General features: G+C 51.7%; 25 protein-coding genes. 16 read left to right on the forward strand and 9 right to left on the reverse strand.

The window, feature by feature from the left end; translation table 11 throughout:
• The 9 genes from D6M16_RS19065 to rpoC form a co-directional block, all read left to right on the forward strand.
• Positions 1–218: EF-Tu C-terminal domain-related protein (locus D6M16_RS19065; protein ID WP_476704099.1), on the forward strand; the 218-nt coding region annotated here is incomplete at its 5' end.
• Between the two features lie 210 nt (positions 219–428).
• Entirely contained in the window at positions 429–806 is a 378-nt protein-coding gene (gene secE, locus D6M16_RS19075) for a preprotein translocase subunit SecE (protein ID WP_046222136.1), read from the forward strand.
• Positions 807–818: 12 nt separating this feature from the next.
• Positions 819–1364, forward strand: coding sequence for a transcription termination/antitermination protein NusG (gene nusG / locus D6M16_RS19080; RefSeq protein WP_027254132.1), 546 nt, complete (start codon positions 819–821; stop codon positions 1362–1364).
• Positions 1365–1489: 125 nt separating this feature from the next.
• On the forward strand, positions 1490–1918 hold the full coding sequence (gene rplK / locus D6M16_RS19085) for a 50S ribosomal protein L11 (protein WP_027254131.1): 429 nt from the start codon (positions 1490–1492) through the stop codon (positions 1916–1918).
• 4 nt (positions 1919–1922) lie between these two features.
• Entirely contained in the window at positions 1923–2624 is a 702-nt protein-coding gene (gene rplA, locus D6M16_RS19090; protein ID WP_120513518.1) for a 50S ribosomal protein L1, read from the forward strand.
• A gap of 239 nt (positions 2625–2863) precedes the next feature.
• On the forward strand, positions 2864–3352 hold the full coding sequence (gene rplJ / locus D6M16_RS19095; RefSeq protein ID WP_027254129.1) for a 50S ribosomal protein L10: 489 nt from the start codon (positions 2864–2866) through the stop codon (positions 3350–3352).
• A gap of 61 nt (positions 3353–3413) precedes the next feature.
• On the forward strand, positions 3414–3782 hold the full coding sequence (gene rplL, locus D6M16_RS19100) for a 50S ribosomal protein L7/L12 (protein WP_046222138.1): 369 nt from the start codon (positions 3414–3416) through the stop codon (positions 3780–3782).
• Positions 3783–4004: 222 nt separating this feature from the next.
• The gene (gene rpoB, locus D6M16_RS19105) at positions 4005–8030 is read left to right on the forward strand and encodes a DNA-directed RNA polymerase subunit beta (RefSeq protein WP_120513520.1); all 4026 of its coding nucleotides are present in this window, start codon (positions 4005–4007) and stop codon (positions 8028–8030) included.
• Positions 8031–8124: 94 nt separating this feature from the next.
• Entirely contained in the window at positions 8125–12342 is a 4218-nt protein-coding gene (gene rpoC, locus D6M16_RS19110; RefSeq protein ID WP_120513522.1) for a DNA-directed RNA polymerase subunit beta', read from the forward strand.
• A 205-nt stretch (positions 12343–12547) separates the two neighbouring features.
• Here the strand turns inward: rpoC and rsd are convergent, their stop codons facing one another.
• Positions 12548–13033, reverse strand: coding sequence for a sigma D regulator (rsd, locus tag D6M16_RS19115; protein WP_120513606.1), 486 nt, complete (start codon positions 13031–13033; stop codon positions 12548–12550).
• A gap of 160 nt (positions 13034–13193) precedes the next feature.
• Between rsd and nudC the strand changes: the two genes are divergently transcribed.
• Positions 13194–13988 carry an NAD(+) diphosphatase gene (gene nudC / locus D6M16_RS19120; RefSeq protein WP_120513524.1) on the forward strand — a complete coding sequence of 265 codons (795 nt, stop codon included), beginning with the start codon at positions 13194–13196 and terminating at the stop codon, positions 13986–13988.
• A gap of 41 nt (positions 13989–14029) precedes the next feature.
• Here the strand turns inward: nudC and D6M16_RS19125 are convergent, their stop codons facing one another.
• Positions 14030–14209: a hypothetical protein gene (locus D6M16_RS19125; RefSeq protein WP_120513526.1), complete on the reverse strand. Its 180-nt coding sequence runs from the start codon at positions 14207–14209 to the stop codon at positions 14030–14032.
• Between the two features lie 244 nt (positions 14210–14453).
• Between D6M16_RS19125 and hemE the strand changes: the two genes are divergently transcribed.
• Positions 14454–15518 (forward strand): uroporphyrinogen decarboxylase, encoded by a 1065-nt coding sequence (gene hemE, locus D6M16_RS19130; protein WP_120513527.1) that lies wholly within the window; start codon positions 14454–14456, stop codon positions 15516–15518.
• A 63-nt stretch (positions 15519–15581) separates the two neighbouring features.
• On the opposite strand, the gene D6M16_RS19135 is transcribed toward hemE, so the two are convergent.
• Together D6M16_RS19135 and D6M16_RS19140 are read right to left on the reverse strand one after the other, a co-directional pair.
• A complete protein-coding gene (locus D6M16_RS19135) occupies positions 15582–16181 on the reverse strand; it encodes a uracil-DNA glycosylase family protein (protein ID WP_120513528.1) in 600 nt (199 codons plus the stop codon).
• A gap of 8 nt (positions 16182–16189) precedes the next feature.
• Positions 16190–17101 carry a D-2-hydroxyacid dehydrogenase gene (locus tag D6M16_RS19140; RefSeq protein ID WP_120513529.1) on the reverse strand — a complete coding sequence of 304 codons (912 nt, stop codon included), beginning with the start codon at positions 17099–17101 and terminating at the stop codon, positions 16190–16192.
• A 69-nt stretch (positions 17102–17170) separates the two neighbouring features.
• Between D6M16_RS19140 and D6M16_RS19145 the strand changes: the two genes are divergently transcribed.
• Entirely contained in the window at positions 17171–17758 is a 588-nt protein-coding gene (locus D6M16_RS19145) for a YjaG family protein (protein WP_120513530.1), read from the forward strand.
• A gap of 58 nt (positions 17759–17816) precedes the next feature.
• On the opposite strand, the gene D6M16_RS19150 is transcribed toward D6M16_RS19145, so the two are convergent.
• Entirely contained in the window at positions 17817–18890 is a 1074-nt protein-coding gene (locus D6M16_RS19150; RefSeq protein ID WP_120513531.1) for a CNNM domain-containing protein, read from the reverse strand.
• A 330-nt stretch (positions 18891–19220) separates the two neighbouring features.
• Here D6M16_RS19150 and hupA point away from each other — a divergent pair, with 330 nt between their 5' ends.
• Positions 19221–19493, forward strand: coding sequence for a nucleoid-associated protein HU-alpha (gene hupA / locus D6M16_RS19155; RefSeq protein WP_027254117.1), 273 nt, complete (start codon positions 19221–19223; stop codon positions 19491–19493).
• Between the two features lie 43 nt (positions 19494–19536).
• The gene (locus tag D6M16_RS19160) at positions 19537–20208 is read left to right on the forward strand and encodes a DUF1481 domain-containing protein (protein ID WP_120513532.1); all 672 of its coding nucleotides are present in this window, start codon (positions 19537–19539) and stop codon (positions 20206–20208) included.
• 86 nt (positions 20209–20294) lie between these two features.
• Here D6M16_RS19160 and purD read toward each other — a convergent pair whose 3' ends face one another.
• Entirely contained in the window at positions 20295–21581 is a 1287-nt protein-coding gene (purD, locus tag D6M16_RS19165; protein WP_120513533.1) for a phosphoribosylamine--glycine ligase, read from the reverse strand.
• A gap of 95 nt (positions 21582–21676) precedes the next feature.
• Complete coding sequence (gene purH, locus D6M16_RS19170; RefSeq protein ID WP_120513534.1) at positions 21677–23269, reverse strand: bifunctional phosphoribosylaminoimidazolecarboxamide formyltransferase/IMP cyclohydrolase; 1593 nt, start codon at positions 23267–23269, stop codon at positions 21677–21679.
• Between the two features lie 220 nt (positions 23270–23489).
• Between purH and zntR the strand changes: the two genes are divergently transcribed.
• Positions 23490–23906, forward strand: a complete 417-nt coding sequence (gene zntR / locus D6M16_RS19175; protein ID WP_120513535.1) for a Zn(2+)-responsive transcriptional regulator — start codon at positions 23490–23492, stop codon at positions 23904–23906.
• A 104-nt stretch (positions 23907–24010) separates the two neighbouring features.
• Positions 24011–24292: a pyrimidine/purine nucleoside phosphorylase gene (gene ppnP / locus D6M16_RS19180; RefSeq protein WP_120513536.1), complete on the forward strand. Its 282-nt coding sequence runs from the start codon at positions 24011–24013 to the stop codon at positions 24290–24292.
• A 221-nt stretch (positions 24293–24513) separates the two neighbouring features.
• Here the strand turns inward: ppnP and D6M16_RS19185 are convergent, their stop codons facing one another.
• Positions 24514–25044: an MltR family transcriptional regulator gene (locus D6M16_RS19185; protein WP_120513537.1), complete on the reverse strand. Its 531-nt coding sequence runs from the start codon at positions 25042–25044 to the stop codon at positions 24514–24516.
• A gap of 55 nt (positions 25045–25099) precedes the next feature.
• Positions 25100–26248, reverse strand: a complete 1149-nt coding sequence (locus D6M16_RS19190) for a mannitol-1-phosphate 5-dehydrogenase (protein ID WP_162941111.1) — start codon at positions 26246–26248, stop codon at positions 25100–25102.
• Between the last annotated feature and the right edge of the window lie 51 nt (positions 26249–26299).

The raw sequence follows: 26299 nt of genomic DNA on the forward strand, positions 1-26299 counted from the left end.
TCTTCAAAGGCTACCGTCCACAGTTCTACTTCCGTACAACTGACGTGACCGGTACTATCGAACTGCCAGAAGGCGTTGAGATGGTAATGCCAGGTGACAACATCAAGATGGTTGTTACTTTGATCGCACCTATCGCAATGGACGAAGGTCTACGCTTCGCAATCCGTGAAGGTGGCCGTACCGTTGGTGCTGGTGTTGTTGCTAAGATCGTTGAATAATATTTGACGACAAGGCACGAAAAAGGGCATCATTTGATGCCCTTTTTCTACGCTCCGCCTCAGATTAGCGTATTTTTTGGTCAGTGTGCCGAGTAAAAAATGCGTTAAGGTGTACAGAGCGTTACGAAAGGGATTCACTTAATCCTTAGAAAGCCTCGCTACCTGCGAGGTTATTTTCGTCTATATTGAGACAAGTTACAGGTTGGTTGTATGAAAGCGAATGCCGAAAACCAAAGCAGCTCTAGTAGCATGGATAGCCTCAAATGGGTTGTTGTATTTGCCCTGCTGGCAGCCGCGGTGGTTGGTAATTACCTGTACAGTGATGTATCTGTAGTGTTGCGTGCTGCAGCTGTAGTGGTCCTGGTTGCCGCTGCAGGTGGTGTAGCAGCTCTTACAGCAAAAGGTAAAACAGCGATCACTTTTGCCCGTGAATCGCGCATGGAAGTCCGCAAGGTAGTGTGGCCAACTCGTCAGGAAGCTACGCAGACAACCTTTATCGTTTTAGCTGTCACTGTCATTATGGCGTTAGCCCTGTGGGGCATCGACGGCATTATGGTCCGTTTGGTCCGCCTGGTTACCGGTGTATAGAGGTAAGAGTTCATGAGCGAAGCTCCAAAAAAACGATGGTATGTTGTGCAGGCCTTCTCTGGTTTTGAAGGACGAGTTGCACAGTCACTACGTGAACATATCAAGATGCATGGCATGGAAGACTACTTCGACGAGGTCTTGGTACCGACAGAAGAAGTGGTGGAAATGCGTGCTGGCCAGCGCCGCAAAAGCGAGCGTAAGTTCTTCCCAGGGTACGTTCTCGTACAGATGGTGATGAATGATGAAACCTGGCATCTGGTACGTAGTATTCCTCGTGTGATGGGGTTCATTGGCGGAACATCTGACCGCCCGGCGCCAATTTCAGACAAAGAAGCTGCTGCAATTCTTAATCGTCTGCAGCAGGCGAGTGAATCGCCTGTTCACAAGACTGTGTTTGAGCCGGGTGAAGTGGTTCGTGTAACGGATGGTCCGTTTGCTGACTTCAACGGTGTGGTAGAAGAAGTCGATTACGACAAGAGCCGTGTGAAAGTTTCGGTTTCTATCTTCGGCCGTGCAACTCCGGTTGAACTGGAGTTTGGTCAGGTTGAGAAAAACTGATCAATAAGTAATCAAGTCATATTGTCAAGGGCGTGGAATTACACTATAATTTCGCGCCCTTTCGTTAGACGGGGAGTCTGTTTGCTAAAAGCAGACGTTTGAACCCAAATTAAGGTAATTAAGCAATGGCTAAAAAAGTAGAAGCTTACATCAAGCTGCAAGTTGCAGCTGGTATGGCAAACCCATCTCCACCAGTTGGTCCTGCTCTGGGTCAGCACGGTGTGAACATCATGGAATTCTGTAAAGCGTTTAACGCAAAAACAGATTCAATGGAGAAAGGTCTGCCAACTCCAGTGGTTATCACTGTTTATAGCGACCGTTCTTTCACTTTCGTTACTAAAACTCCACCTGCTGCAGTTCTGCTGAAGAAAGCGGCTGGTGTTAAGTCAGGCTCTGGCCGTCCTAACACTGAAAAAGTGGGTAAAGTGACTGAAGCTCAGATCCAAGAGATCGCAGAAACTAAAGCTGCAGACATGACTGGTGCTGACATCGAAGCGATGAAGCGCTCTATCGCGGGTACTGCCCGTTCAATGGGTCTGGTAGTTGAGGGTTAAGACAATGGCAAAACTAACTAAGCGTATGCGCGTAATCCGTGAGAAAGTTGACGCTACTCGCGAGTACGACATCAACGAAGCTGTTGCTCTGCTGAAAGAACTGGCTACTGCTAAATTCGTAGAAAGTGTTGACGTTTCAGTTAACCTGGGTATCGATGCGCGTAAATCTGATCAGAACGTTCGTGGTGCAACTGTACTGCCACACGGTACTGGCCGTGATGTTCGCGTAGCCGTTTTCACTCAAGGTGCTAACGCTGAAGCAGCAAAAGAAGCGGGTGCTGATCTGGTTGGTATGGAAGATCTGGCTGAGCTGGTTAAGAAAGGCGAAATGAACTTTGACGTTGTTATCGCTTCTCCAGACGCAATGCGCGTTGTTGGTCAGCTGGGTACTATCCTGGGTCCTCGTGGCCTGATGCCAAACCCGAAAGTGGGTACTGTAACCCCTAACGTTGCTGAAGCTGTGAAGAATGCTAAAGCGGGTCAGGTTCGTTACCGTAACGACAAGAACGGTATCATCCACACCACTATTGGTAAGGTTGATTTCGACGCTGACAAACTGAAAGCTAACCTGGAATCTCTGCTGGTTGCGCTGAAAAAAGCGAAACCTGCATCAGCTAAAGGTAGCTTCATCAAGAAAGTCAGCATCTCTACCACTATGGGTGCAGGTGTAGCGCTAGACCAGAACTCTCTGGACGCTAACGTTTAATATTTGCAGAATCGCTGGGATTATGTATAATCCTGCGTTTCGAATTAATGGCTAAGATCTGGGCAGTATTCTGCCGGGATCTTCGTCCTAGACCGTAGGTGTTCTCTGAACTTAATAATTCAGCCTACGTAGACGGTGCCAGGAACATGATTGATATACTGTCTTTCTTGGATCTGCGCCGTACAAACTCTCCTGCAATTTTGCAGTGAGTGGGTAAACACAATCCAGGAGCAAATCCAATGGCTTTAAACCTTCAAGACAAAAAGGCAATTGTTGCTGAAGTCAACGAAGCTGCCAGTGGTGCCCTGTCTGCAGTTGTTGCTGACTCTCGTGGCGTAGCCGTGGGTGCTATGACGACTCTGCGTAAACAAGCGCGTGAAGCGGGTGTTTACGTACGTGTTGTTCGTAATACTCTGGCTCGTCGTGCAGTAGTAGGTACTAACTACGAGTGTCTTGCTGACACTTTCGTAGGTCCTACTCTGCTGGCTTTCTCTACTGAGCACCCAGGTGCCGCAGCACGTCTTTTCAAAGACTTTGCTAAAGAGAACAAAAATTTCGAGATCAAAGCTGCTGCATTCGAAGGCGTACTGACTGATGCAGATGTTCTGGCGAAACTGCCAACTTACGACGAAGCTATCGCACGTCTGATGATGTGTATGAAAGAAGCTTCTGCTGGCAAGCTGGTTCGTACTATTGCAGCTATTCGCGATCAGAAAGAAGCCGCTTAATAAGTTTGGCTTTTTATTGGTTGCTATTTAAACTAATTGTTGACTTTAAAAGAGAATTGTTATGTCTATCACTAACGAGCAAATCCTAGACGCAGTTGCAGAAATGTCTGTAATGCAAGTTGTTGAACTGATCGAAGCAATGGAAGAGAAGTTCGGTGTTACTGCTGCTGCAGCAGTAGTTGCTGGCGGTGCTGCTGAAGGCGCAGCTGCTGAAGAGCAAACTGAATTCGACGTAATCCTGACTGCTGCTGGCGGTAACAAAGTTGCTGTAATCAAAGCAGTACGTGGCGCAACTGGTCTGGGCCTGAAAGAAGCTAAAGCTCTGGTTGACGGCGCTCCAGCACCTCTGAAAGAAGGTGTTGAGAAAGCTGAAGCTGAAGCTCTGAAAGCTCAGCTGGAAGAAGCTGGTGCATCTGTTGAAATCAAGTAATTATTACTTAATTTCTTAGCCTTTATGGCTATGGGCTGGTGGCTAAAAAGCCACCGGCCCTTTTGCGCTGTAGGGTAGTGGTGTTTTTCACATTGTTTTGCAACCGCTTCCCGTGCAAATCACAGCCTGTACTCCAGTGCTGTTCCTGCTACAAACAATGTTATTAGTCACTGCCTCTTACTAGAGGTAGTTTGGATCACTTATCAGCGATCTGAGGAACCTATGGTTTACTCTTATACCGAGAAAAAGCGTATCCGTAAGGATTTTGGTAAGCGTCCTCAAGTATTGGATGTACCTTACTTGCTGTCGATCCAGCTTGAGTCTTTTGATAAGTTCATCGAGCAGGATCCGGAAGGGCATTACGGTCTAGAAGCTGCCTTTCGTTCTGTATTCCCAATTCAGAGCTATAACGGCAATTCCGAGCTGCAATACGTTAGCTATCGTCTCGGTGAGCCGGTGTTCGATGTCAAAGAATGTCAGATTCGTGGTGTAACATATTCCGCGCCGTTACGCGTGAAATTACGTCTTGTTATGTATGACAAGGACGCACCAGCTGGCACAGTAAAAGACATTAAAGAACAAGAAGTTTACATGGGCGAAATTCCGCTCATGACAGATAACGGTACATTCGTTATTAACGGTACCGAGAGGGTTATCGTATCCCAGCTGCACCGTAGCCCGGGCGTCTTTTTCGACAGCGATAAGGGTAAAACCCACTCCTCAGGTAAAGTGCTTTATAACGCACGCATCATTCCTTACCGTGGTTCATGGTTGGATTTCGAATTTGATCCAAAGGATAACGTCTACGTTCGAATCGACCGTCGTCGTAAGTTGCCTGCGTCTATCATTTTGCGTGCACTGAACTATACTACTGAACAAATTCTTGACCTGTTCTTTGAAAAAATCAATTTCGAAGTGCAAGGCAAGTCTTTGGTCATGGAGCTGGTGCCAGACCGTCTGCGCGGTGAAACTGCGAGCTTCGATATTGAAGCGAACGGGACTGTGTACGTTGAGAAAGGCCGCCGTATTACTGCGCGCCATATCCGTCAGCTGCAGAAAGATAACATTGACCACATTGAAGTACCGGTTGAGTACATCGTGGGTAAAGTGTCAGCACGTGACTACGTGAATGAAGACACAGGTGAGCTGATTGTTGAAGCTAACCAAGAGCTGAGTCTGGAAATTCTGGCGAAGCTGTCTCAGGCTGGCCACAAAGCTATCGAAGTGCTGTTTACCAACGACCTGGATTACGGTCCGTACATGTCTGATACCCTGCGTATTGACAGTACAACAGATCGTCTGAGCGCCCTGGTTGAAATCTACCGCATGATGCGCCCTGGTGAGCCACCAACGCGTGAAGCGGCTGAGCAGCTGTTTGAAAGCCTGTTCTTCTCCGAAGATCGCTATGACCTGTCTGCGGTTGGCCGCATGAAGTTCAACAGCTCTCTGGTACGTGAAGAAACAACAGGTTCTGGCACGCTGGATCACGACGATATTATCGACGTGATGCGTAAGCTGATCGACATTCGTAACGGTAAAGGTGAAGTTGATGATATCGACCACCTGGGTAACCGCCGTATCCGTAGTGTTGGCGAAATGGCTGAAAACCAGTTCCGTGTCGGTCTGGTACGTGTTGAGCGTGCAGTGAAAGAACGCCTGAGTCTGGGTGATCTGGATGCTGTGATGCCACAGGATCTGATCAACGCCAAACCTATCTCTGCGGCAGTGAAAGAGTTCTTCGGTTCCTCTCAGCTGTCTCAGTTTATGGATCAGAACAACCCGTTGTCAGAAGTGACGCACAAACGTCGTATTTCTGCCCTGGGTCCAGGTGGTCTGACACGTGAGCGTGCAGGCTTTGAGGTTCGAGATGTTCACGCTACGCACTACGGTCGTCTGTGTCCTATCGAGACCCCTGAAGGTCCAAACATCGGTCTGATCAACTCGCTGTCTGTATTTGCGCGTTGTAACCCGTACGGTTTCCTGGAAACACCATACCGCAAAGTGGTTGATGGTGTGGTCACCGATCAGATTGACTACCTGTCAGCGATTGAAGAAGGTCAGTTTGTTATCGCTCAGGCGAACGCCGCTCTTGAACAAGACGGCAGCTTCACCGATGAGCTGATCACTGCCCGTCACAAAGGTGAATCTGGTCTTCACCCACGTGACCACGTTCAGTACATGGACGTGGCAACCAACCAGGTGGTATCTGTGGCTGCGTCCCTGATCCCGTTCCTGGAGCACGATGATGCTAACCGTGCCCTTATGGGTGCGAACATGCAACGTCAGGCGGTACCGACACTGCGTGCTGATAAGCCGCTGGTAGGTACAGGTATTGAGCGTGCGGTAGCGGTTGACTCCGGTGTAACATCGGTAGCTAAGCGTGGCGGTATGGTTCAGTCGGTTGATGCGTCTCGTATCGTGATCAAAGTGAACGAAGACGAGCTGGTACCTGGCGAAGCGGGTATCGACATCTACAACCTGACCAAGTACACCCGTTCTAACCAGAACACCTGTATCAACCAGCGTCCAACTGTGATGCCGGGTGAGCCTGTAGCACGTGGTGACGTGCTGGCTGATGGTCCGTCTACTGACCTGGGTGAGCTGGCTCTTGGCCAGAACATGCGTATCGCGTTCATGCCTTGGAACGGCTACAACTTCGAAGACTCCATCTTGGTCTCTGAGCGTGTGGTTCAGGAAGATCGCCTGACGACTATCCACATTCAGGAACTGTCCTGTGTGGCGCGTGATACTAAGCTGGGTGCGGAAGAAATCACAGCAGACATCCCGAACGTGGGTGAAGCGGCCCTGTCCAAGCTGGACGAGTCCGGCATCGTTTACATCGGTGCGGAAGTGAAGGGTGGCGACATTCTGGTTGGTAAAGTCACGCCTAAGGGTGAGACTCAGCTGACACCGGAAGAGAAACTGCTGCGTGCAATCTTCGGTGAAAAAGCGTCTGACGTGAAAGACTCGTCGCTGCGTGTACCTAACTCTGTGTCCGGTACCATCATCGACGTTCAGGTCTTCACGCGCGATGGCGTAGAGAAGGACAAGCGTGCACTCGAAATTGAAGAGATGCAGCTGAAAGAAGCGAAGAAAGACATCACCGAAGAATTCCAGATCCTGGAAGGTGGTTTGCTGGCTCGTGTCCGTACTCTGCTGCTGTCTGCCGGCTATGATGACGCGCGAGTGTCTTCAATGGACCGTGAGAAGCTGTTCTCTCAGACTCTGGATGACGAGTCACTGCAAAACCAGCTGGAGCAGTTGGCTGAGCAGTACGACGAGCTGAAATCTGAGTTCGATAAGAAGTTCGAAACCAAGCGTCGTAAGATCACCCAAGGTGATGACCTGGCCCCTGGCGTCCTGAAGATCGTTAAGGTTTATCTGGCCGTTAAACGCCGTATTCAGCCTGGTGATAAGATGGCCGGCCGTCACGGTAACAAGGGTGTTATCTCGAAGATTTGTCCGGTTGAAGACATGCCTTACGATGAGAAAGGCCAGACGGTCGACATCGTACTGAACCCGCTGGGTGTACCTTCGCGTATGAACATCGGTCAGATCCTGGAAACTCACATGGGTCTGGCGGCAAAAGGTATCGGTGACAAGATCAATCAGATGCTGAAAGAACAGCAGGAACTGCACAGGTTCCGCGAATTCCTTCAGAAGGTCTATGATCTGGGCGATACCCGTCAGAATGTTGATATTGCATCTATGTCTGATGATGAAGTTCGTACCCTGATTGAGAACCTGCGTGCAGGTCTGCCGATCGCGACACCTGTCTTTGACGGTGCGCCAGAGCCAGCAATCAAAGAGCTGTTGAAACTGGCAGACTTGCCGGAATCTGGTCAGCTGAATCTGTTTGATGGCCGTACCGGTGAGAAGTTTGAGCGTCCTGTAACTGTTGGTTACATGTACATGCTGAAACTGAACCACCTGGTCGACGATAAGATGCACGCCCGTTCTACTGGTTCGTACAGTCTGGTTACCCAGCAGCCACTGGGCGGTAAAGCTCAGTTTGGTGGTCAGCGCTTCGGTGAGATGGAAGTGTGGGCACTGGAAGCTTACGGTGCAGCTTATACGCTGCAGGAAATGCTGACAGTGAAATCGGATGACGTGAATGGCCGTACGAAGATGTATAAGAACATCGTCGATGGTGATCACCGTATGGAACCAGGTATGCCGGAATCCTTTAACGTATTGTTGAAAGAGATCCGCTCGTTGGGTATCAACATCGAGCTGGAAGACGAGTAATTCTGACGCTGTCAGTAATACTTGAATCCGGTATCAATATGAAGGCGCCGCCGCCACGGCGCCTTTATGGGTCAACTCCTCACAGGAGCCGAATGTGAAAGACTTACTTAAGTTTCTGAAAGCACAGCACAAGACCGAAGAATTTGACGCGATCAAAATCGGTCTTGCTTCACCTGACATGATTCGTTCATGGTCTTTCGGTGAAGTGAAAAAGCCAGAAACCATTAACTACCGTACCTTTAAGCCTGAGCGTGACGGTCTGTTCTGTGCACGTATCTTTGGCCCGGTCAAAGACTATGAATGTCTTTGTGGTAAATACAAACGCCTGAAGCACCGTGGCGTGATCTGTGAAAAATGTGGTGTAGAAGTTACTCAGACCAAAGTACGTCGTGAGCGTATGGGTCACATTGAGCTGGCTTCTCCTGTTGCCCACATCTGGTTCCTGAAATCACTGCCATCCCGTATCGGTCTGTTGATGGACATGCCGCTGCGTGATATCGAGCGTGTGCTTTATTTCGAATCTTATGTGGTTATCGAACCTGGCATGACCAATCTTGAGCGTAGTCAGCTGCTGTCTGAAGAACAGTATCTGGACGCGCTGGAAGAGTGGGGCGATGAGTTCGACGCGCGCATGGGCGCTGAAGCAGTGAAAGCACTGCTGGCCAACATGGATTTGAATGCTGAAATCGAGCTGATGCGTGAAGAGCTGGAAGAAACCAACTCTGAAACTAAGCGCAAGAAGCTGACCAAGCGTCTGAAACTGGTTGAAGCTTTTGTTCAGTCGGGCAATAACCCAGAGTGGATGATCCTGTCAGTACTGCCTGTACTGCCGCCTGATCTGCGTCCTCTGGTACCGCTGGATGGTGGTCGTTTTGCGACTTCTGATCTGAACGACCTATACCGTCGTGTGATCAACCGTAACAACCGTTTGAAGCGCCTGCTGGATCTGGCTGCACCAGACATTATCGTACGTAACGAAAAGCGTATGCTGCAAGAGTCTGTGGATGCACTGCTGGACAACGGTCGCCGTGGTCGTGCCATCACTGGTTCGAACAAGCGCCCGCTGAAATCTCTGGCTGACATGATCAAAGGTAAGCAGGGTCGTTTCCGTCAGAACCTGCTGGGTAAGCGTGTCGACTACTCAGGCCGTTCGGTAATCACCGTGGGTCCATACCTGCGTCTGCACCAGTGTGGTCTGCCGAAGAAAATGGCCCTGGAGCTGTTCAAGCCATTCATCTACGGCAAACTGGAAACCCGTGGTCTGGCGACGACGATCAAAGCTGCCAAGAAGATGGTTGAGCGCGAAGAAGCTGTCGTTTGGGATATCCTGGACGAAGTGATCCGCGAACACCCGGTGATGCTGAACCGTGCACCAACACTGCACCGTCTGGGTATCCAGGCGTTTGAACCTGTACTGATCGAAGGTAAAGCGATTCAGCTGCACCCGCTGGTCTGTGCGGCTTATAACGCCGACTTTGATGGTGACCAGATGGCGGTACACGTACCGCTGACGCTGGAAGCCCAGCTCGAAGCACGTGCGCTGATGATGTCAACCAACAACATCCTGTCTCCGGCGTCCGGTGATCCTATCATCGTACCGTCTCAGGACGTTGTACTGGGTCTGTACTACATGACCCGTGACAAGATCAACGCCAAAGGCGAAGGCATGTACCTGGCTGGCTCTGCTGAAGCAGAGAAAGCGTACCGCACCGGTAATGCTGAACTGCATGCCCGTGTGAAAGTGCGTATCACTGAGCACGTGAAAAACGAGCAAGGTGAGCTGGTGAAAAACACCCAGCTGGTGGACACCACTGTTGGCCGTGCCATGCTGTGGCAAATCGTGCCTAAAGGCCTGCCATACAGCCTGGTCAACACCGAAGCGCTCGGTAAGAAGCAGATCTCGAACCTGCTGAACACCTGTTACCGTGAACTGGGTATGAAGCAGACTGTTATCTTTGCTGACCAGATCATGTACACAGGTTTTGCTTACGCGGCCCTGTCTGGTGTGTCTGTTGGTATCGACGACATGGTGGTACCAGACGCTAAGTACACCAAGATCGCTGAAGCAGAAGCTGAAGTGGCAGAAATTCAGGATCAGTTCCAGTCTGGTCTGGTAACGGCTGGTGAGCGTTACAACAAAGTTATCGATATCTGGGCAACCGCGAATGAGCAGGTTGCTAAAGCGATGATGGATAACCTGTCTTTTGACACTGTTATCAACCGCGAAGGTAAAGAAGAACAGCAGAAATCGTTTAACAGCGTATACATGATGGCCGATTCCGGTGCTCGTGGTTCGGCTGCACAGATTCGTCAGTTGGCGGGTATGCGTGGTCTGATGGCGAAACCAGATGGCTCTATCATCGAAACGCCAATCACCGCGAACTTCCGTGAAGGTCTGAACGTACTCCAGTACTTCATCTCCACGCACGGTGCGCGTAAAGGTCTGGCGGATACGGCACTGAAAACAGCGAACTCAGGTTACCTGACTCGTCGTCTGGTAGACGTTGCCCAGGATGTTGTAATCACAGCGGATGACTGTGGTACGCACGCAGGTATCACTATGATGCCTCTGATCGAAGGTGGTGATGTTAAAGAACCACTGCGTGACCGCGTACTGGGTCGTGTCGTGGCGGATGATGTGCTGAAACCGGGTACGGAAGAAGTGCTGGTTCAACGCAACACTATGCTGGACGAGAAATGGTGTGACATTCTGGAAGACAACTCAGTTGACCAGATCAAAGTGCGTTCTGTTGTGACCTGTGAAAACGACTTCGGTTGTTGCCGTAACTGTTATGGTCGTGACCTGGCTCGTGGTCACCTGGTTAACCAGGGTGAAGCAGTCGGTGTTGTGGCGGCACAGTCTATCGGTGAACCAGGTACACAGCTGACGATGCGTACGTTCCACATCGGTGGTGCGGCATCTCGTGCGGCAGCAGAAAACAGCATTCAGGTGAAGAACAAAGGTTCTCTGAAGCTTCATAATGCCAAATTCGTAACCAACAACGACGGCAAGCTGGTGATCACTTCGCGTGCTGCTGAGCTGACCATTGTTGATGAGTTCGGTCGTACCAAGGAAAGCTACAAGCTGCCTTACGGTTCGATGCTGGGCAAAGGCGACAACGATCCAGTTGAAGCCGGTGAAGTGGTGGCGAACTGGGACCCGCACACAATGCCAATCATTACTGAAGTGGCAGGTCATATCCAGTTTGTGGATCTGATCGACGGTGTGACGGTTTCTCGCCAGACTGACGACCTGACGGGTCTGTCTTCTATCGTAATCCTGGACGGTTCAGAGCGTACCGGTGCAGGTAAAGATATGCGTCCAATGGTGAAACTGGTTGATGACAAAGGCAACGATGTCATGATTCCAGGTACTGATATGCCTGCGCAGTACTTCCTGCCGGGTAAAGCCATTGTTCAGCTGGAAGACGGTTCTGCCGTGGGTATCGGTGACACGCTGTCTCGTATTCCTCAGGAATCTGGCGGTACGAAAGATATCACCGGTGGTCTGCCACGCGTTGCGGATCTGTTCGAAGCGCGTAAACCGAAAGAGCCTGCTATCCTGGCTGAAATCACAGGTGCAGTGTCCTTCGGTAAAGAGACCAAAGGTAAGCGTCGTTTGATCATCACCCCAACTGATGGCCAGCCATATGAGGAAATGATTCCTAAGTGGCGTCAGCTGAACGTCTTTGAAGGCGAGAAAGTTGAAAAAGGTGATGTTATTGCTGATGGTCCGGAAGCGCCACACGATATCCTGCGTCTGCGTGGTGTTCACGCGGTAGCAGAATACATCGTGAACGAGGTTCAGGAAGTTTACCGTCTGCAAGGCGTTAAGATTAACGATAAGCACATCGAGACTATCATCCGTCAGATGCTGCGTAAGGTAACCATTACGGTTCCGGGTGACTCTGAGTTCCTGGAAGGCGAGCAGGTGGAATTCTCCCGCGTGAACATCGCCAACCGTCAGTTGATTGCTGAAGACAAGCAGCCTGCACTGTTTGAGCGTGATCTGCTGGGTATTACCAAAGCGTCTCTGGCTACTGAGTCCTTCATCTCTGCCGCGTCGTTCCAGGAAACGACCCGCGTACTGACTGAAGCCGCAGTTGCTGGTAAGCGTGATGAGCTGCGTGGTCTGAAAGAAAACGTCATCGTGGGTCGTTTGATCCCAGCGGGTACGGGTTTCTCTTATCACCAGCAACGTCAGCGTCGTCGTGATGCGGATCTGGCGCCGGTAGAGCCACAGGTTGATGCCGAGCAGGCGTCTCAAGACCTGGCGGCACTGCTTAATGCCGGTCTGAACGACGAAGATTAAGATCTGCTTGGTTCTTACGTAACCGAAAACTGAAAAAGGCACCCTCAGGGGTGCCTTTTGTTTTTATGATTAATCAGTCCGTGATGTGTTTTCAGCTGCTTGAATATTGCTGGGTCTTGGCCGATTTTATACAGACAAAGACTCATACAGTAATCAGAGATTCTGATTACCTGTTATTGCTAGCACAGCGTGTAACAGGCTGTGATTAAGCGCCGGGTGGAACGGCTAAACTCTCACTGATCAGTTCAATCAGATCGTCTTCCAGCTCGAACCTCAATTCGATTTGTTCACCCACCAGGGACAGTTCGTTATCAAAATTATCCCAATCATCACTGTCGTCTGTGATCTCACAATAGCGGTCGGCAAAATTCAGCAAGGGATCTGTGGTATCTGTAATTTTGTTGTAGAGCTGTGAGATTTCTGTGGTTGGGGAATATCCGGTCGCCTGCCACCTTGCCATCACCTTGTCGTAAATTTTAAAATGGCCTTCGGAGATGTAATCAACCAGTTGCTGGCTGAAGAGTTGGAGCTGCGATGACGTGGGAAGTTGCCGGGATTTATTTTCAAAGGGAGGTAAGCCTGCTAATTTGCAGTAATCTATCAGCAGCTGCTGCCTCGACATCAGCCAATGATCGATGACATCATTGTTGCCACCCCATTGTTTTTGCACTTGTTCGAATTTACTAAGCATGACCATGTCCTCATGATCGCCCCGCAAGACGCAGGAGCCGAAAACAATACCTGTCAAACTCTTAGTGACACTAAGAGTACCAATATGGCAAAGCCAAATTCCACTGTTAGGTTTAGATTGCCAGCAAAACTGATACCCTGCAAGGATGGAGGAGCAGCTAATGTCAAAAAAGCAAGAACACAGCTACTGGTGTGTTATTCGTGACCGCAGAATTTACTTAGAAGATGGTAAGTTACCACTTACACTAGAGGGCTTTACTGACAGGGATCTCACCGGATCCAAAGTGATCGGCTTTCATCAGGGATGTCCGGTGAGATGGCTGGAAGATCCTGATTTACTGGCCGACAAAAAATTTTATTCGCTCAGGGAATTACTTCACGAACATGTGGATCTGTTTGCGCTGGCCGGCAAAGCGATGCAGTTATCTTATATGCGCGAGACGCAGGCATTTTGTTCTCACTGCGGCGGGAAAACGATATTGGCAGATAATGCACACGCCATGCGATGCCAGGCCTGCAACAGCTACCATTATCCGCGTATTTCTCCCTGTATTATTGTCGCGGTTAAGAAAGACGACTGTATTTTGCTGGCACAGCATCCTCGCCACAAAAGTGGCATGTATACCGTTATTGCCGGCTTTGTCGAAGCCGGGGAAACCCTGGAGCAATGTGTGGCTCGTGAGGTCAAAGAAGAGACGGGTATTGAGGTGACCAATATCCGCTACTTTGACAGTCAGCCCTGGGCATTTCCGTCCAATATCATGATGGGATTTCTGGCTGAACACCAAAATGGTGTTATCCGTCCGGATTACGAAGAGCTGGTGGACGCCCGCTGGTTTAAACACGATCAGCTACCGCAGATCGCACCTCCGGGGACGATAGCGCATCGTCTTATTCAGGCTACTTGTGAGGCCATCAGGCAAGAAGCAGCAATCCGGAAGGACGTTGCTCAGTAAAATCTTAAGAACCAGTTACTGAAACAGAAAAGAGCCAGGGGTTAGCCGGAGTGGTTCTCTGGCAGCCCGCGGAAAATGGCTTTGGAATGCTTAATCAGATGCGCGGCATAATGCGGGGTGACTCGGTGCAGTTGCCCTTTCATGGCTTTGAAAGAGTTTTCCCAGCAGCGGTCTTTGTATACACCGGTTTCAGTAAATTCGATAACAACTTGCAGGTTCATAGATCCTCCAATTTTTTTAGCAGCCGATCTTGGCTGTAAATAACAGTATCAGAGAACGAATAAGGTATTGATTAAAATATCTGCAACATTAGATTGCCAAAAATGAAACAGCCAACGCTTAAACCGCGCCGTTGGCAAGCGATGTGCGCTAAGCGGCATTAATTGTCATTCAGGGCGAATGCATAGCTGCTGATGCCGGATCGGGGTGTTACAATGTACTCAATTATTTGCCAGGATGTTGACAATGACAGAATTGAAAAACGATCGCTATCTGCGTGCTTTACTCAAGCAGCCGGTTGACTGCACCCCTGTGTGGATGATGCGTCAGGCCGGCCGTTATCTACCAGAATACCGTGCGACCCGCGGTGTGGCGGGTGACTTTATGTCACTGTGCAAGAATGCTGAACTGGCCAGCGAAGTGACTTTGCAACCCTTGCGCCGTTTTCCGCTGGATGCCGCTATCCTGTTTTCTGACATCCTGACTATTCCGGATGCAATGGGTCTTGGGCTGTACTTTGAAACCGGCGAAGGGCCGAAATTTGAGCGCCCGATCAGCTGCAAAGCCGATGTCGATAAGATAGGTATTCCTGATCCGGAAGGTGAGCTGCAATATGTCATGAACGCCGTGCGTCAAATCCGAAAAGATCTCAACGGTGAAGTGCCGCTGATTGGTTTTTCCGGTAGCCCGTGGACGCTGGCTACTTACATGGTGGAAGGCGGCAGTACTAAGGCCTTTACCAAAATCAAGAAAATGATGTATGCCGAACCGGCGGTTCTGCATGCACTGCTGGATAAACTGGCTGACAGTGTGATTCAGTACCTGAATGCCCAAATCAAAGCCGGTGCCCAGTCAGTGATGGTGTTTGATACCTGGGGAGGCGTATTGACCCCGCGTGATTACCAGCTGTTCTCGCTGCAGTACATGCACAAGATTGTCGATGGTCTGATCCGTGAAAACGAAGGCCGTCGTGTACCTGTGACTCTGTTTACCAAAAACGGTGGTATGTGGCTGGAAGCGATTGCGGCAACCGGTTGTGATGCGGTGGGCCTGGACTGGACCATAGATATTGCAGAAGCCAAGCGCCGTGTGGGCGATAAAGTGGCCCTGCAAGGCAATATGGACCCGTCTATGCTGTACGCGTCGCCAGAGCGTATTCGTGAGGAAGTGGCCGGCATTCTGTCTGGTTTTGGGGAAGGCACGGGCCATGTCTTTAACCTGGGCCACGGTATCCATCTCGACGTACCGCCTGAAAATGCCGGCGTTTTTGTCGAAGCTGTCCATGAGCTGTCTGCGCCTTACCACAAGTAAGCAGCGGCAGATGTCACCAGAAAGCGAGCTGAAGGGCTCGCTTTTTGCGTTTTTAGAGGCCGCTTACAGCCCCAGGTGCTGGTGGACATAGTCGCGGATGTAGGGGACAACATCGGCTTCAAACCAGGGGTTTTTCTTCAGCCATAAGGTATTGCGCGGTGAGGGATGAGGCAGCGGCAGATAAGCCGGCGCCCATCGCCGCCAGGCTCTGACTGTCTCGGTCAGGGTTGTCGGTTTGTCCGGCAGATAATAAGTCTGTGCATACTGGCCGACCAGTAGCGTCATACCGATATTGGGCAGCAGCGGCCAGACCTGACCATGCCATTGTGGGGCACATTCGGGCCTTGGCGGTAAATCACCGCTCTTACCTTTACCCGGATAGCAAAACCCCATCGGCATAATAGCGATACGGCTGGGATCATAGAAAGTGTCGCGGTCGAGATCCAGCCAGCGACGCAGCCGATCACCGCTCGGATCGTTCCAGGGAATGCCGGTGTCATGGACCCGGGTACCCGGGGCCTGGCCGATTATCATCAAGCGTGCATCGCTGCTGGCCTGAACTACTGGCCGCGGACCGAGCGGCAGGTGCGCTTTACACAGTTCACATTGCCGGATCCGGTCCAGTAATGCCGGCAAGGTGTGCGCAGAGTTGAGCTTTGCCATAATCCGCCTTAATAGCCGAGTGCGAAATCAATCTGGTGTTGCAGCGGCTTACCTTCAACATAGCGCAGGTAGTTGGTTTTGAATATTTCCATCACCTGTTCCGGAAAGCTTTCGGCGGCAATGTGCGGCGTGACTGTAATCTGAGGATGGCACCAGAACGGGTGCTCTGCAGGCAGCGGTTCTTGTTTGAACACATCCAGAAAAGCATGGCTCAGCGCGCCACTGGCCAGCGCTTGGATCAGACCTGATTCACAAACCGCATTACCACGGCCGACATTAAAGAGTAAGGTGCCGCGGCAGTGACTCAGGCTGTCGGCATTGAGCAGATTATCTGTCATGGCTGTGGCAGGCAGTACAGACACCAGCACATCTGCCTGTTGCAGTGCCAGATTCAGATCGCTGATAGCCAGGATTTTATCGAAACCAGGCGCTGAACGTGCGCCGGAGCGATTCACCCCCAGTACCGTCATGCCTAACGCTTTGGCTACACCGGCCAGATGCTGTCCAATCGAGCCGGTGCCCAGAATCACCATGGTTTTTTCTGACAGAGCGCCGTAGCTATGCGGTTGCCACTGCGCCTGCTGTTGCTGAGCCTGATAACGGCCGAAATGGCGCTGGTGGCTGATCAGCAAACCCAGCACATATTCGCTGATCAGCTGACCGAAGATCCCCCGGACATTGGTCAGCGCATAATCTGTTCGCAGTCCGGGCTGGATCAGCGCGTCTATGCCGGCATAGGTTGATTGCAGCCAGCGCAGCTGCGGATAATACGCTAACTTGTTTTTGATTAGCGGCGGATCGGCCAGCACCAGGGTTGCATCGTTCGGATTGTCGGTCAGCGACAGCGCCGGTAAGTCTGCTTCTTCAATCAGTTGACGGTACAGGTCTGCCCGTCGGGAAACAATACAGAGTTGATGCATGGCTTTTTCCTTTTGCGCTGGCGGGTTATCAAGTAAAATTCAAGTTAACGTTTTCAGACAGATTATCCCATGCTTAAGAATCCAATTCAGCTTCGCCTAGAAAAATTTGAACCCTGGCAATACCTGACCTTTATGGCCTCACTTTGCGAGCGGATGTACCCTAATTACGCGTTCTTCTGCCGCGAGACTGAATTTGCGGATCCTCAGCCTTACCGTCTTATTCTCGACAGTGTCTGGGAAATCCTGACGGTGAAAAATGCCAAAATCAATTTTGAAAACCAGCTGGAGAAGCTGGAAGCTATGGTGCCCGCTGCCGACGATTATGATCTGTATGCGGTGAACCCGGCGATAGATGCCTGTGTCGGATTGGCTGATCTGCTGCATGCGCTGCTGGATCGTGACCTGATCCCTGAAACCGCACTGAGCATCAGTTCGTTGTCTGTTGAAACTGTAGCCAATCTGGAAGAAGCGCGCGAGGGTGAGGAAATCACCAATGACAACCAGAAGGAAAATCAGGCCGTGTGCGAAGAATGGGATGTTCAGTGGGCCATCTACCGGGCACTGAAAGAGACGGATGGCCGGGATATTGAGCTGATTAAAAGCCTGCGTCGCGAACTGCGTGACGACGGGGTAAGCAATATCGGGATTGCGCTCTGAGTCCGATTTATGTAGCAAGGCAGGATCGCTATCCTGCCTTGTTAGCCGTTGTTGGGGGTCAGTTGTTGTAGTCGTCTTCGTCTTCGTCGCGGTTTTCAATCACCCCGTGTTTTTTCTTCCAGCGTTCCCAGCGCTGAAACGCCAGTTGCTGCATGTCGGTGCTGGTATCAGCTTCATCGACAATTTCTTCGCCGACCAGGCTCTCGAAAATATCTTCCAGCGTAACCAGCCCCATCACAGTCCCGTATTCATCGACCACTAGGGCCAGCTGTACCCGTTCTTTCATCAGTTTTTCAAACGCCACCGGCACAGTATCCAGGTTCAACACAACAGGCAGCGGGCGCATCATATCGCTGAGCAACAGATTACCCTGTCCGCTCTGGCTGGCGGCAAACAGTTCCAGACGGTGAACAAAGCCGAGAATATTGTCTTTGCTGTCCTGATAGATTAACGGACGCGAGAAAGGACTGTCTTTGGCCTGGCTCAAAAACTCGTTGATAGACAAACTGCCTTCGACCCGGAACAGGACAGGGCGCGGTGTCATGATCTTGCTCACGCTGACATCGCAGAACTGCAGCAGGTTATGCATGATTTTGGACTCTCCTTCAGCCAGTTCACCGGACTCCTTGGCCAGCATGGCCATGGCTGAGAGTTCATCACGCAGTTTCGGCGGCTGGTGGCCCCGCGACAAACGCCGGGTGATTTGCTCCGAGACCCAGACGAAAGGACGCAGCAGCCAGATCATCCATGCCAGCACACGAGCTGTGAGCGGGGCGAGCTGACGCCAGTAGGTTGCCCCTATGGTTTTGGGGATGATTTCCGACAACAGCAGAATACCGACCGTGAGCGCTGCTGAGAATACCCCCAGCCACTGACTGCCGAACACCACAGCGGCCTGGGCACCGGCAGTGGCGGCCCCAATGGTGTGGGCTATGGTATTCAGGGTCAGAATTGACGCCAGTGGGCGGTCTATGTTGCCTTTCATCTCTGCCAGTTTGTCTGCCATGGGATGTTCCTGCTGACGCAGGGTACCTATGTAGCTGGGAGAAATACTGAGCAGTACCGCTTCCAGCACAGAGCAGATAAAAGAAATACCTATGGCGATTGAGATATAGATGATCAGAAGTAACATGCGTTGGGTGTGCTCTTAGTGGAATAACCATGACGATACTCAAGTGGCCTCAAATTGCCGAACTATACGGGCCGATACCGCGCTGGCATGAATGCATGCGCTGGACTCACGGAACCTAGCTTCTTGAGTTAGTTGAGTATTAATTGGTGCAATATGAAGCAAAAGCAACCAGCGTCTCCTTGAGGATAGTAACAATTTGTGAACTTGCGCTCAGTTTATGGTTAAAGACCCCGCAGCTAACCGCAGGAAGGCCGACAAACCTTTGCCACATGGGCTTCTTTTGAATTAGAGTGGATAAGTCTGAAGAAAAAACCTTAGAAGGGAAACCGAATGAACAAGACCCAACTGATTGACCTGATTGCTGAACAAGCGGACCTGACTAAAGCGCAAGCAAAAGACGCGCTGGAATCAACCCTGAGCGGCATCACCGAAGCATTGAAATCCGGTGACCAGGTTCAACTTATTGGCTTTGGCACATTTAAAGTAAACCACCGCGCAGCGCGTACAGGTCGTAACCCGCAGACTGGTAAAGAAATCCAGATCGCTGCAGCCAACGTACCTGCTTTCGTTGCAGGTAAAGCGCTGAAAGATTCTGTAAAATAATCTTAACTCCGTCGGGGATCACTTCGGCGGAGTTTTTTTATTTATGAAACGAACCTGCCTGATTGCAATAACTTTCCTGCTTTCTGCCTGTGGCAGCTCTGCTTTATCACAACACTCACTGTCTCCTTTGGAACGCCTCAGTGGCGGTCAGGTTGTCGGTGATGCGTCGTCACTGTACTGGGTCAACCAGCGTCAGTCGAAACCCGAGTCGTTGGCTGAAAGGGTCTGGATGGGCAATTACGGTGAGTATCAGACGGATTATCGCTGGCATGACGGGCAACTGCGTGAATTAAAGCGGGCCGGAACAGCGCTGAAAGACGATAAACGCCAGCCGTTTGAATTGCATGTGCGTTACGATCAGCACGGCGATGCTGTGTTCCAGCGCTATAAAGTCGGCGACACGGTTTTTCCTTTGTCTGATACCCAGCTGCATCAGCTCAGCCAGCAGGCCGACATGGCTGTGGCGCTGGTCCGAGAGCAGTCTCGAGAAGGATTCCAGCTGGTGCAGGGAATGTGGGACGGTCAGCGGTTTGTTCACTGTGATGATCAGGCTGAGATGGAGATCAACTGGCAGCAGATTAATGCCCAGCCAGGCTATATCGCGCTGGTCGGAAAATCTGACGGCCGGGGTAAGGTCACCGCGCAGCAACTCGTGCTGAATCGAACAACCGAGCAGCACTGCCTGACGCCGCCCAGATTACTGGACCAGTCCTGACGCAATGTGAATGAAAGATAAGCGGATAACAACCAATAAGGCGCCTTTCGGCGCCTTATTATTATGGGGTATTGGCTGCTGCCGGGTCAGCCCTGTTCACGGGCAATGGCGCGGTAGCCAATGTCATCGCGGAAGAAAACACCGTTCCAGCTGATTTGTTTTGCCAGCGCATAAGCCCGTTGCTGCGCATCAGACACTGTGTCGCCCATCGCAGTGGCACATAACACGCGGCCGCCATTGGTTACCACGGCTCCGTCTTTGCTGGCAGTACCGGCATGGAAGACCTTCTGCGCATCGCCGTCCTGCTGAGGCAGACCGGAAATCACATCCCCTTTGTTGTAGTCGCCCGGATAACCGCCGGCAGCCAGTACCACGCCAATCGCCGCACGCGGATCCCACTGAGAGTCCACAGTATCCAGTTTGCCATCAACAGCCGCCAGACACAGCTCAACCAGATCTGACTGCAGGCGCAGCATAATCGGCTGGGTTTCCGGGTCGCCGAAGCGGCAGTTATACTCAATCACTTTCGGCGTGCCGTCAGCCATGATCATCAGACCAGCATACAGAAAGCCTGTATAGGGATTGCCTTCGGCCGCCATGCCGCGCACGGTAGGAACAATTACTTCGTCCATCACGCGCTGGTGGATTTCCTGAGTTACCACAGGAGCCGGAGAGTAAGCGCCCATGCCGCCGGTATTGGGACCTGTGTCGCCGTTGCCAACGCGTTTGTGATCCTGACTGGTTGCCATCGGCAGTATATGCTCACCATCTACCATCACAATGAAGCTGGCTTCTTCGCCGTCGAGGAATTCTTCAATGACAACGCGGTGACCGGCTTCGCCAAAGGCATTACCTGCCAGCATGTCGCGCACAGCCGCTTCGGCTTCGTCCAATGTCATGGCTACGATCACGCCTTTACCGGCCGCCAGGCCATCGGCTTTGACTACAATCGGAGCGCCTTTTTCTTTCAGGTAAGCCAGTGCCGGCTCGATCTCAGTAAAGTTCTGGTATTCCGCGGTAGGGATCTGATGGCGGGCCAGGAAATCTTTGGTGAAGGCTTTGGAGCCTTCCAACTGGGCGGCGGCCTGAGTCGGACCAAAAATCGGCAGTCCGGCTGCACGGAATGCGTCAACCACGCCAATCACCAGGGGTGCTTCCGGGCCAACAATGGTCAGGCCGATCTGCTGCTCTTTGGCAAAAGCCACCAGTGCTGCGGTGTCTTCGACGCCAATCGCGACATTTTCCAGCTTAGGTTCCAGAGCAGTACCGGCATTGCCCGGTGCCACGAAGACTTTTTCTACCTGTGCAGACTGAGCCGCTTTCCAGCCCAGGGCGTGCTCGCGGCCGCCGTTACCAATGACAAGAACTTTCATGCTAAATCCTTTACCTCGTTAGATGGAGGAAAGCCCCTGATAAGATCAGGGGCTGATATACGCAGGAAGACGCCACACAGACGCCCTCCAAAATATTAGTGACGGAAGTGACGCATGCCCGTGAAGACCATGGCCATGCCGTGCTCATCGGCAGCGGCAATCACTTCTTCATCACGCATTGAACCGCCCGGCTGAATCACACAGGTGATCCCGGCTTCTGCAGCTGCATCAATACCATCGCGGAACGGGAAGAAGGCATCCGATGCCATCACACTGCCGGCGACTTCCAGATTTTCATCCGCCGCTTTGATGCCTGCAATTTTGGCAGAATAAACGCGGCTCATCTGACCGGCACCCACACCGATAGTCATGTTGCCTTTGGCATACACGATCGCATTGGATTTCACGTATTTTGCCACTTTCCAGCAGAACAGGGCATCACGCAGTTCTTCTTCGGTCGGCTGGCGCTGGGTAACCACTTTGAGGTCATCCAGGCCGACCATGCCTTGATCGCGATCCTGCACCAGCAGACCGCCGTTGACGCGTTTGACGTCGAAACCTGTGGTTTTGCTGTGCCATTGGCCACATTCGAGCAGACGGACGTTTTGCTTGGCAGACACCACTTCAGCCGCTTCGGCGCTGACGCTTGGTGCAATAATCACTTCGACGAACTGGCGCTCAACAATGGCTTTCGCGGTGTCGGCATCCAGCTCACCGTTGAAGGCAATGATACCGCCAAACGCTGATGTCGGGTCGGTTTTATAAGCGCGATCATACGCTTCCAGCAGGTTAGCACCCAGTGCCACACCACAAGGGTTGGCGTGCTTGACGATCACACAGGCTGGCTGGTCGAATTCTTTGACACACTCCAGCGCGGCATCGGTATCGGCGATATTGTTGTAAGACAGTGCTTTGCCCTGCAACTGACGTGCCGTGGCGACGGAAGCTTCTTCAGGCTGTGCTTCGACGTAGAAAGCGGCGTCCTGATGGCTGTTTTCGCCATAGCGCATGTCTTGTTTCTTGATGAACTGCTGGTTGAAGGTGCGCGGGAATTTGGACGTATCGTCGCCTTCTTTGTTGTCACCGTAAGACGGTACCATAGTACCGAAATAGTTGGCGATCATACCGTCGTAGGCGGCTGTGTGCTCGAAGGCGGCAATGGCCAGATCAAAACGGGTGGCGTGGGTCAGTGAGCCGTTGTTGTCCGCCATTTCGGCCAGCACGCGATCATAATCGTGCGCATTGACGACTATAGTGACGTCTTTGTGGTTTTTGGCAGCACTGCGTACCATAGTCGGGCCACCGATGTCGATGTTCTCAACGGCGTCTTCCAGCGTACATCCGGCTTTGGCGACTGTCGCCGCGAACGGATAGAGGTTAACCACTACCATATCGATAGGTGCAATGCCGTGCTCAGCCATGATCGCATCGTCCTGGCCACGTCGGCCCAGTACGCCGCCATGCACTTTCGGGTGCAGGGTTTTAACACGGCCATCCATCATTTCCGGAAAGCCCGTGTAGTCGGAGACTTCAGTCACCTGAATACCCTGATCAGCCAGCAGGCGGGCAGTACCACCGGTGGACAGGATATCGACGCCACGGTTGGCAAGAGCTTGTGCGAATTCAACAATTCCCGTTTTGTCTGATACGCTGATCAGAGCACGGCGAATAGGACGAGCGTTTTCCATTGCTACCATCTCTTTGATTGCGGTGAATTATTTGCCAAAAGCTGACCTGTTATACTGAGGTTGCCTTTGGCAAATAGCCTCATCCGTCAGGCGGGATGGGAATTGCGTAATGGCGCGTATTTTACATGATTCCCTGCATTGCGCAAACGTTTGCCTTGGGGTGAAAGTGACCAGCTGCGAGCCCTGTGCAGGGAGAGGTGATAAGGATCATGAGGTTATTATGGCTAGGTACTTGATAGGACAACTGGCAAAGCTCTGTGAGGTCAGCAGTGATACCTTGCGCTTTTACGAAAAGAATGGCCTGCTGATCCCCGGCGAGCGCAGCGAAAGCGGCTACCGGCTCTACAGCGACGACGATGTTTCTCGTATCCGGTTTATTCTGCGGGCCAAATCCATTGGTCTGAGTCTGGAGGAGATCCGGGAACTGCTGGCGATACGGGTTGAAGCCGACCTGCACAGTTGCGCGGAAGTGAAAGCCATCACTCAGGCCAAATTAGACGACATTGACAGCAAGCTGGCGGAATTACAGCGAATACGGCGGGCATTGAAGCGTTTGAATGATGCCTGCTGCGGCGAGGCCGATGACGATGCCAGCCACTGTTCAATCCTGGAAGCGCTGGCCGATGAACAGTCCTGACTGAGGCCTCAGCAAGCGCTGAGAAAGGTGTATGCGACCGTAATAATCTGTGATAGCGTGATGGGTTTCCAATGCCCGAAAATAAGAACAGGATAAGGATTATCATGCTGAATACTAACGAATATTTTGATGGAAATGTAAAGTCTATTGGTTTCGAAGCCGAAGGTGCGCGCAGCAGTGTCGGTGTAATGCTTCCGGGGTCTTATACTTTTTCAACGGCTGCGCCAGAGCGCATGACGGTTGTGAAAGGGGCGATTTCGGTCAAGTTGCCGGGCCATGTTGATTGGGAAACCTACAATGCCGGTGATGATTTTGAAGTCCCGGGTGATGCCTCATTTGATGTCAAGATTGCAGAAACAACTGCTTATCTTTGTGATTACCTGTAATTTACAATGATACCCGCCAGCTGGGCATACCAGCTGGTTTTCCTGCCCGATCTTTCCTTCCGTAGCACTTTTTATCTGCCACTTTTAATCAAATCCAGCACGCACTGCGCCTGAATGCGGGCGAGTGAGCTTATGGTGGGCTGCGACAGAGTCCGGAGCGGGCGACGAGTCGCTGTTGATGCTGTTTGCCATCAGGCAGGGCAGGGGCAACCGGACGGGATTTAAAACGGGCTGTCTTTGTTCAGGGAAGTGGCAATGCCGGAAATGGCCAGTGCCAGAGTGGATTTGACTACCTGCTCCTGACGAGCCGTCTGCATCTGATAGAAAGCAAGATCGATGTCTTCAGTGATCGGGGCCATGTCCAGCTGGGCTATCCCCATCACATTGGCCTGATGAAGCGCCTTAATTTCTTTGATAATTTTAGGATCGGTAAACTGGTATTCGGTCACATCACGGTTGAGCATATCTTTGATATGCAGGCAGCGTTCAATATCCTGATAGACAGGCTGGGCAATCACCCCCAAGCCGTACAGCAGCTTAAGGCGTACGCTGAGCTCCCCTAACGGGCCTGTGTCGTGCAGCAGCGGCTCCACCACAGATTTCACCGCAAAGTCGTCTTTGCGGAAAATTCGCTGGATGAGCGCATCGACGGCTTCTTCCAAGATATCCACAGAGGTAATAAAAAAGCCGCGTACTGTAGTGGCCTCGTTCAGGCGTTCAATTATGTCAGCTTCGTGTTCACTGGGTGCCATGGATTCGTCTTCTCTTTGTGCTGCAAAGGCGGGGAGCGAACTCCCCGCAAGGTGATCAGGTCAGCGTCTGATAGCAATGCTCTATGTCACGGGCTACCTCGCTGTCAGCGTCCAGACCCGTGTATTGGGCCAGAGTCCGGCGGACCCCTTTATCGTGTAAAGTCTGCTGCAGTTCCACTGCCTGCGGATCGGTATCATTCACATACGTCAACGCCGCCGCTATGCCTTTGATCAGCATACGATTGTCAGTACCGTACTCCAGGGTGCCCAGCAGGGGTTTGATCAATCTGTCGTTGCTGCCCAGCTTGCGCAGCGGCTGGCGGCCAACCCTGTCAATCTCATCGCGCAGGAAGGGATTGGCAAAACGGGTCAGGATTTTTTCGATGTAAGCATAATGCTGTTCACGATCAAAGCCATAACGACGAATAAGCACTTCACCGCTTTCCCGCATCGCGGTTCTGACCTGCCCGCGAATCTCCTCATCTTCTATCGCGTCGCGGATCGTCTGGTAACCTTTCAGTGCGCCCAGATAGGCGGTAATGATATGGCCTGTATTGAGGGTAAACAACTTCCGCTCGACAAATGCCATCAGGTTATCTGTGGTTTCCATCCCGGCAATGTGGGGAATCTCGCCTTTGAACTGTTGCTGGTCGACAATCCATTCACTGAAGCTTTCTACTGTGACTTCCAGGGGATCATCGTTGGCGGCTTCAGCGGGAGGCACAATGCGGTCCACGGCCGAATCGACAAAGCCGACATACTGATCCGCCAGCAAGCGGTGTGCAGGCGTCAGCTGCTTATAGACCTCTTCTTTCAGGTGCGTGGTGCCCCGTACCATGTTTTCACAGGCGATGATATTGAGCGGCTGGGTGTTACCCGCTTCAAACCGTTTGGCCAGCCCGCTCGCGATGGTACTGGCAATTTTATCCAGCACCGCAGGGCCAACGGCTGTGGTGATCAGATCGGTATGCACTATCTGATTGATCACGTCTTGCCCGGCGGCGTTCACTGCTGTGATATGGCTGACGGTATCCAGATGACAGTCGTTACCCACTACTTTGACATTGTAAGACTGCGCATGGCTGAGCTGATCGATCAACGGCTCGTTTACGTCGGCAAAAGTGACGTTAACCTCGGCATCTGCCAGTACTTTACCAATAAAACCCCGGCCGATATTGCCAGCGCCAAAATGAACTGCTTTCATGATGATGACTACCTTAAGTTTGTGAGAGGCCGCGCTGGGCGGCCCCGGTAT

This window comes from Photobacterium salinisoli, assembly GCF_003614885.1.
Taxonomy (GTDB): domain Bacteria; phylum Pseudomonadota; class Gammaproteobacteria; order Enterobacterales; family Vibrionaceae; genus Photobacterium; species Photobacterium salinisoli.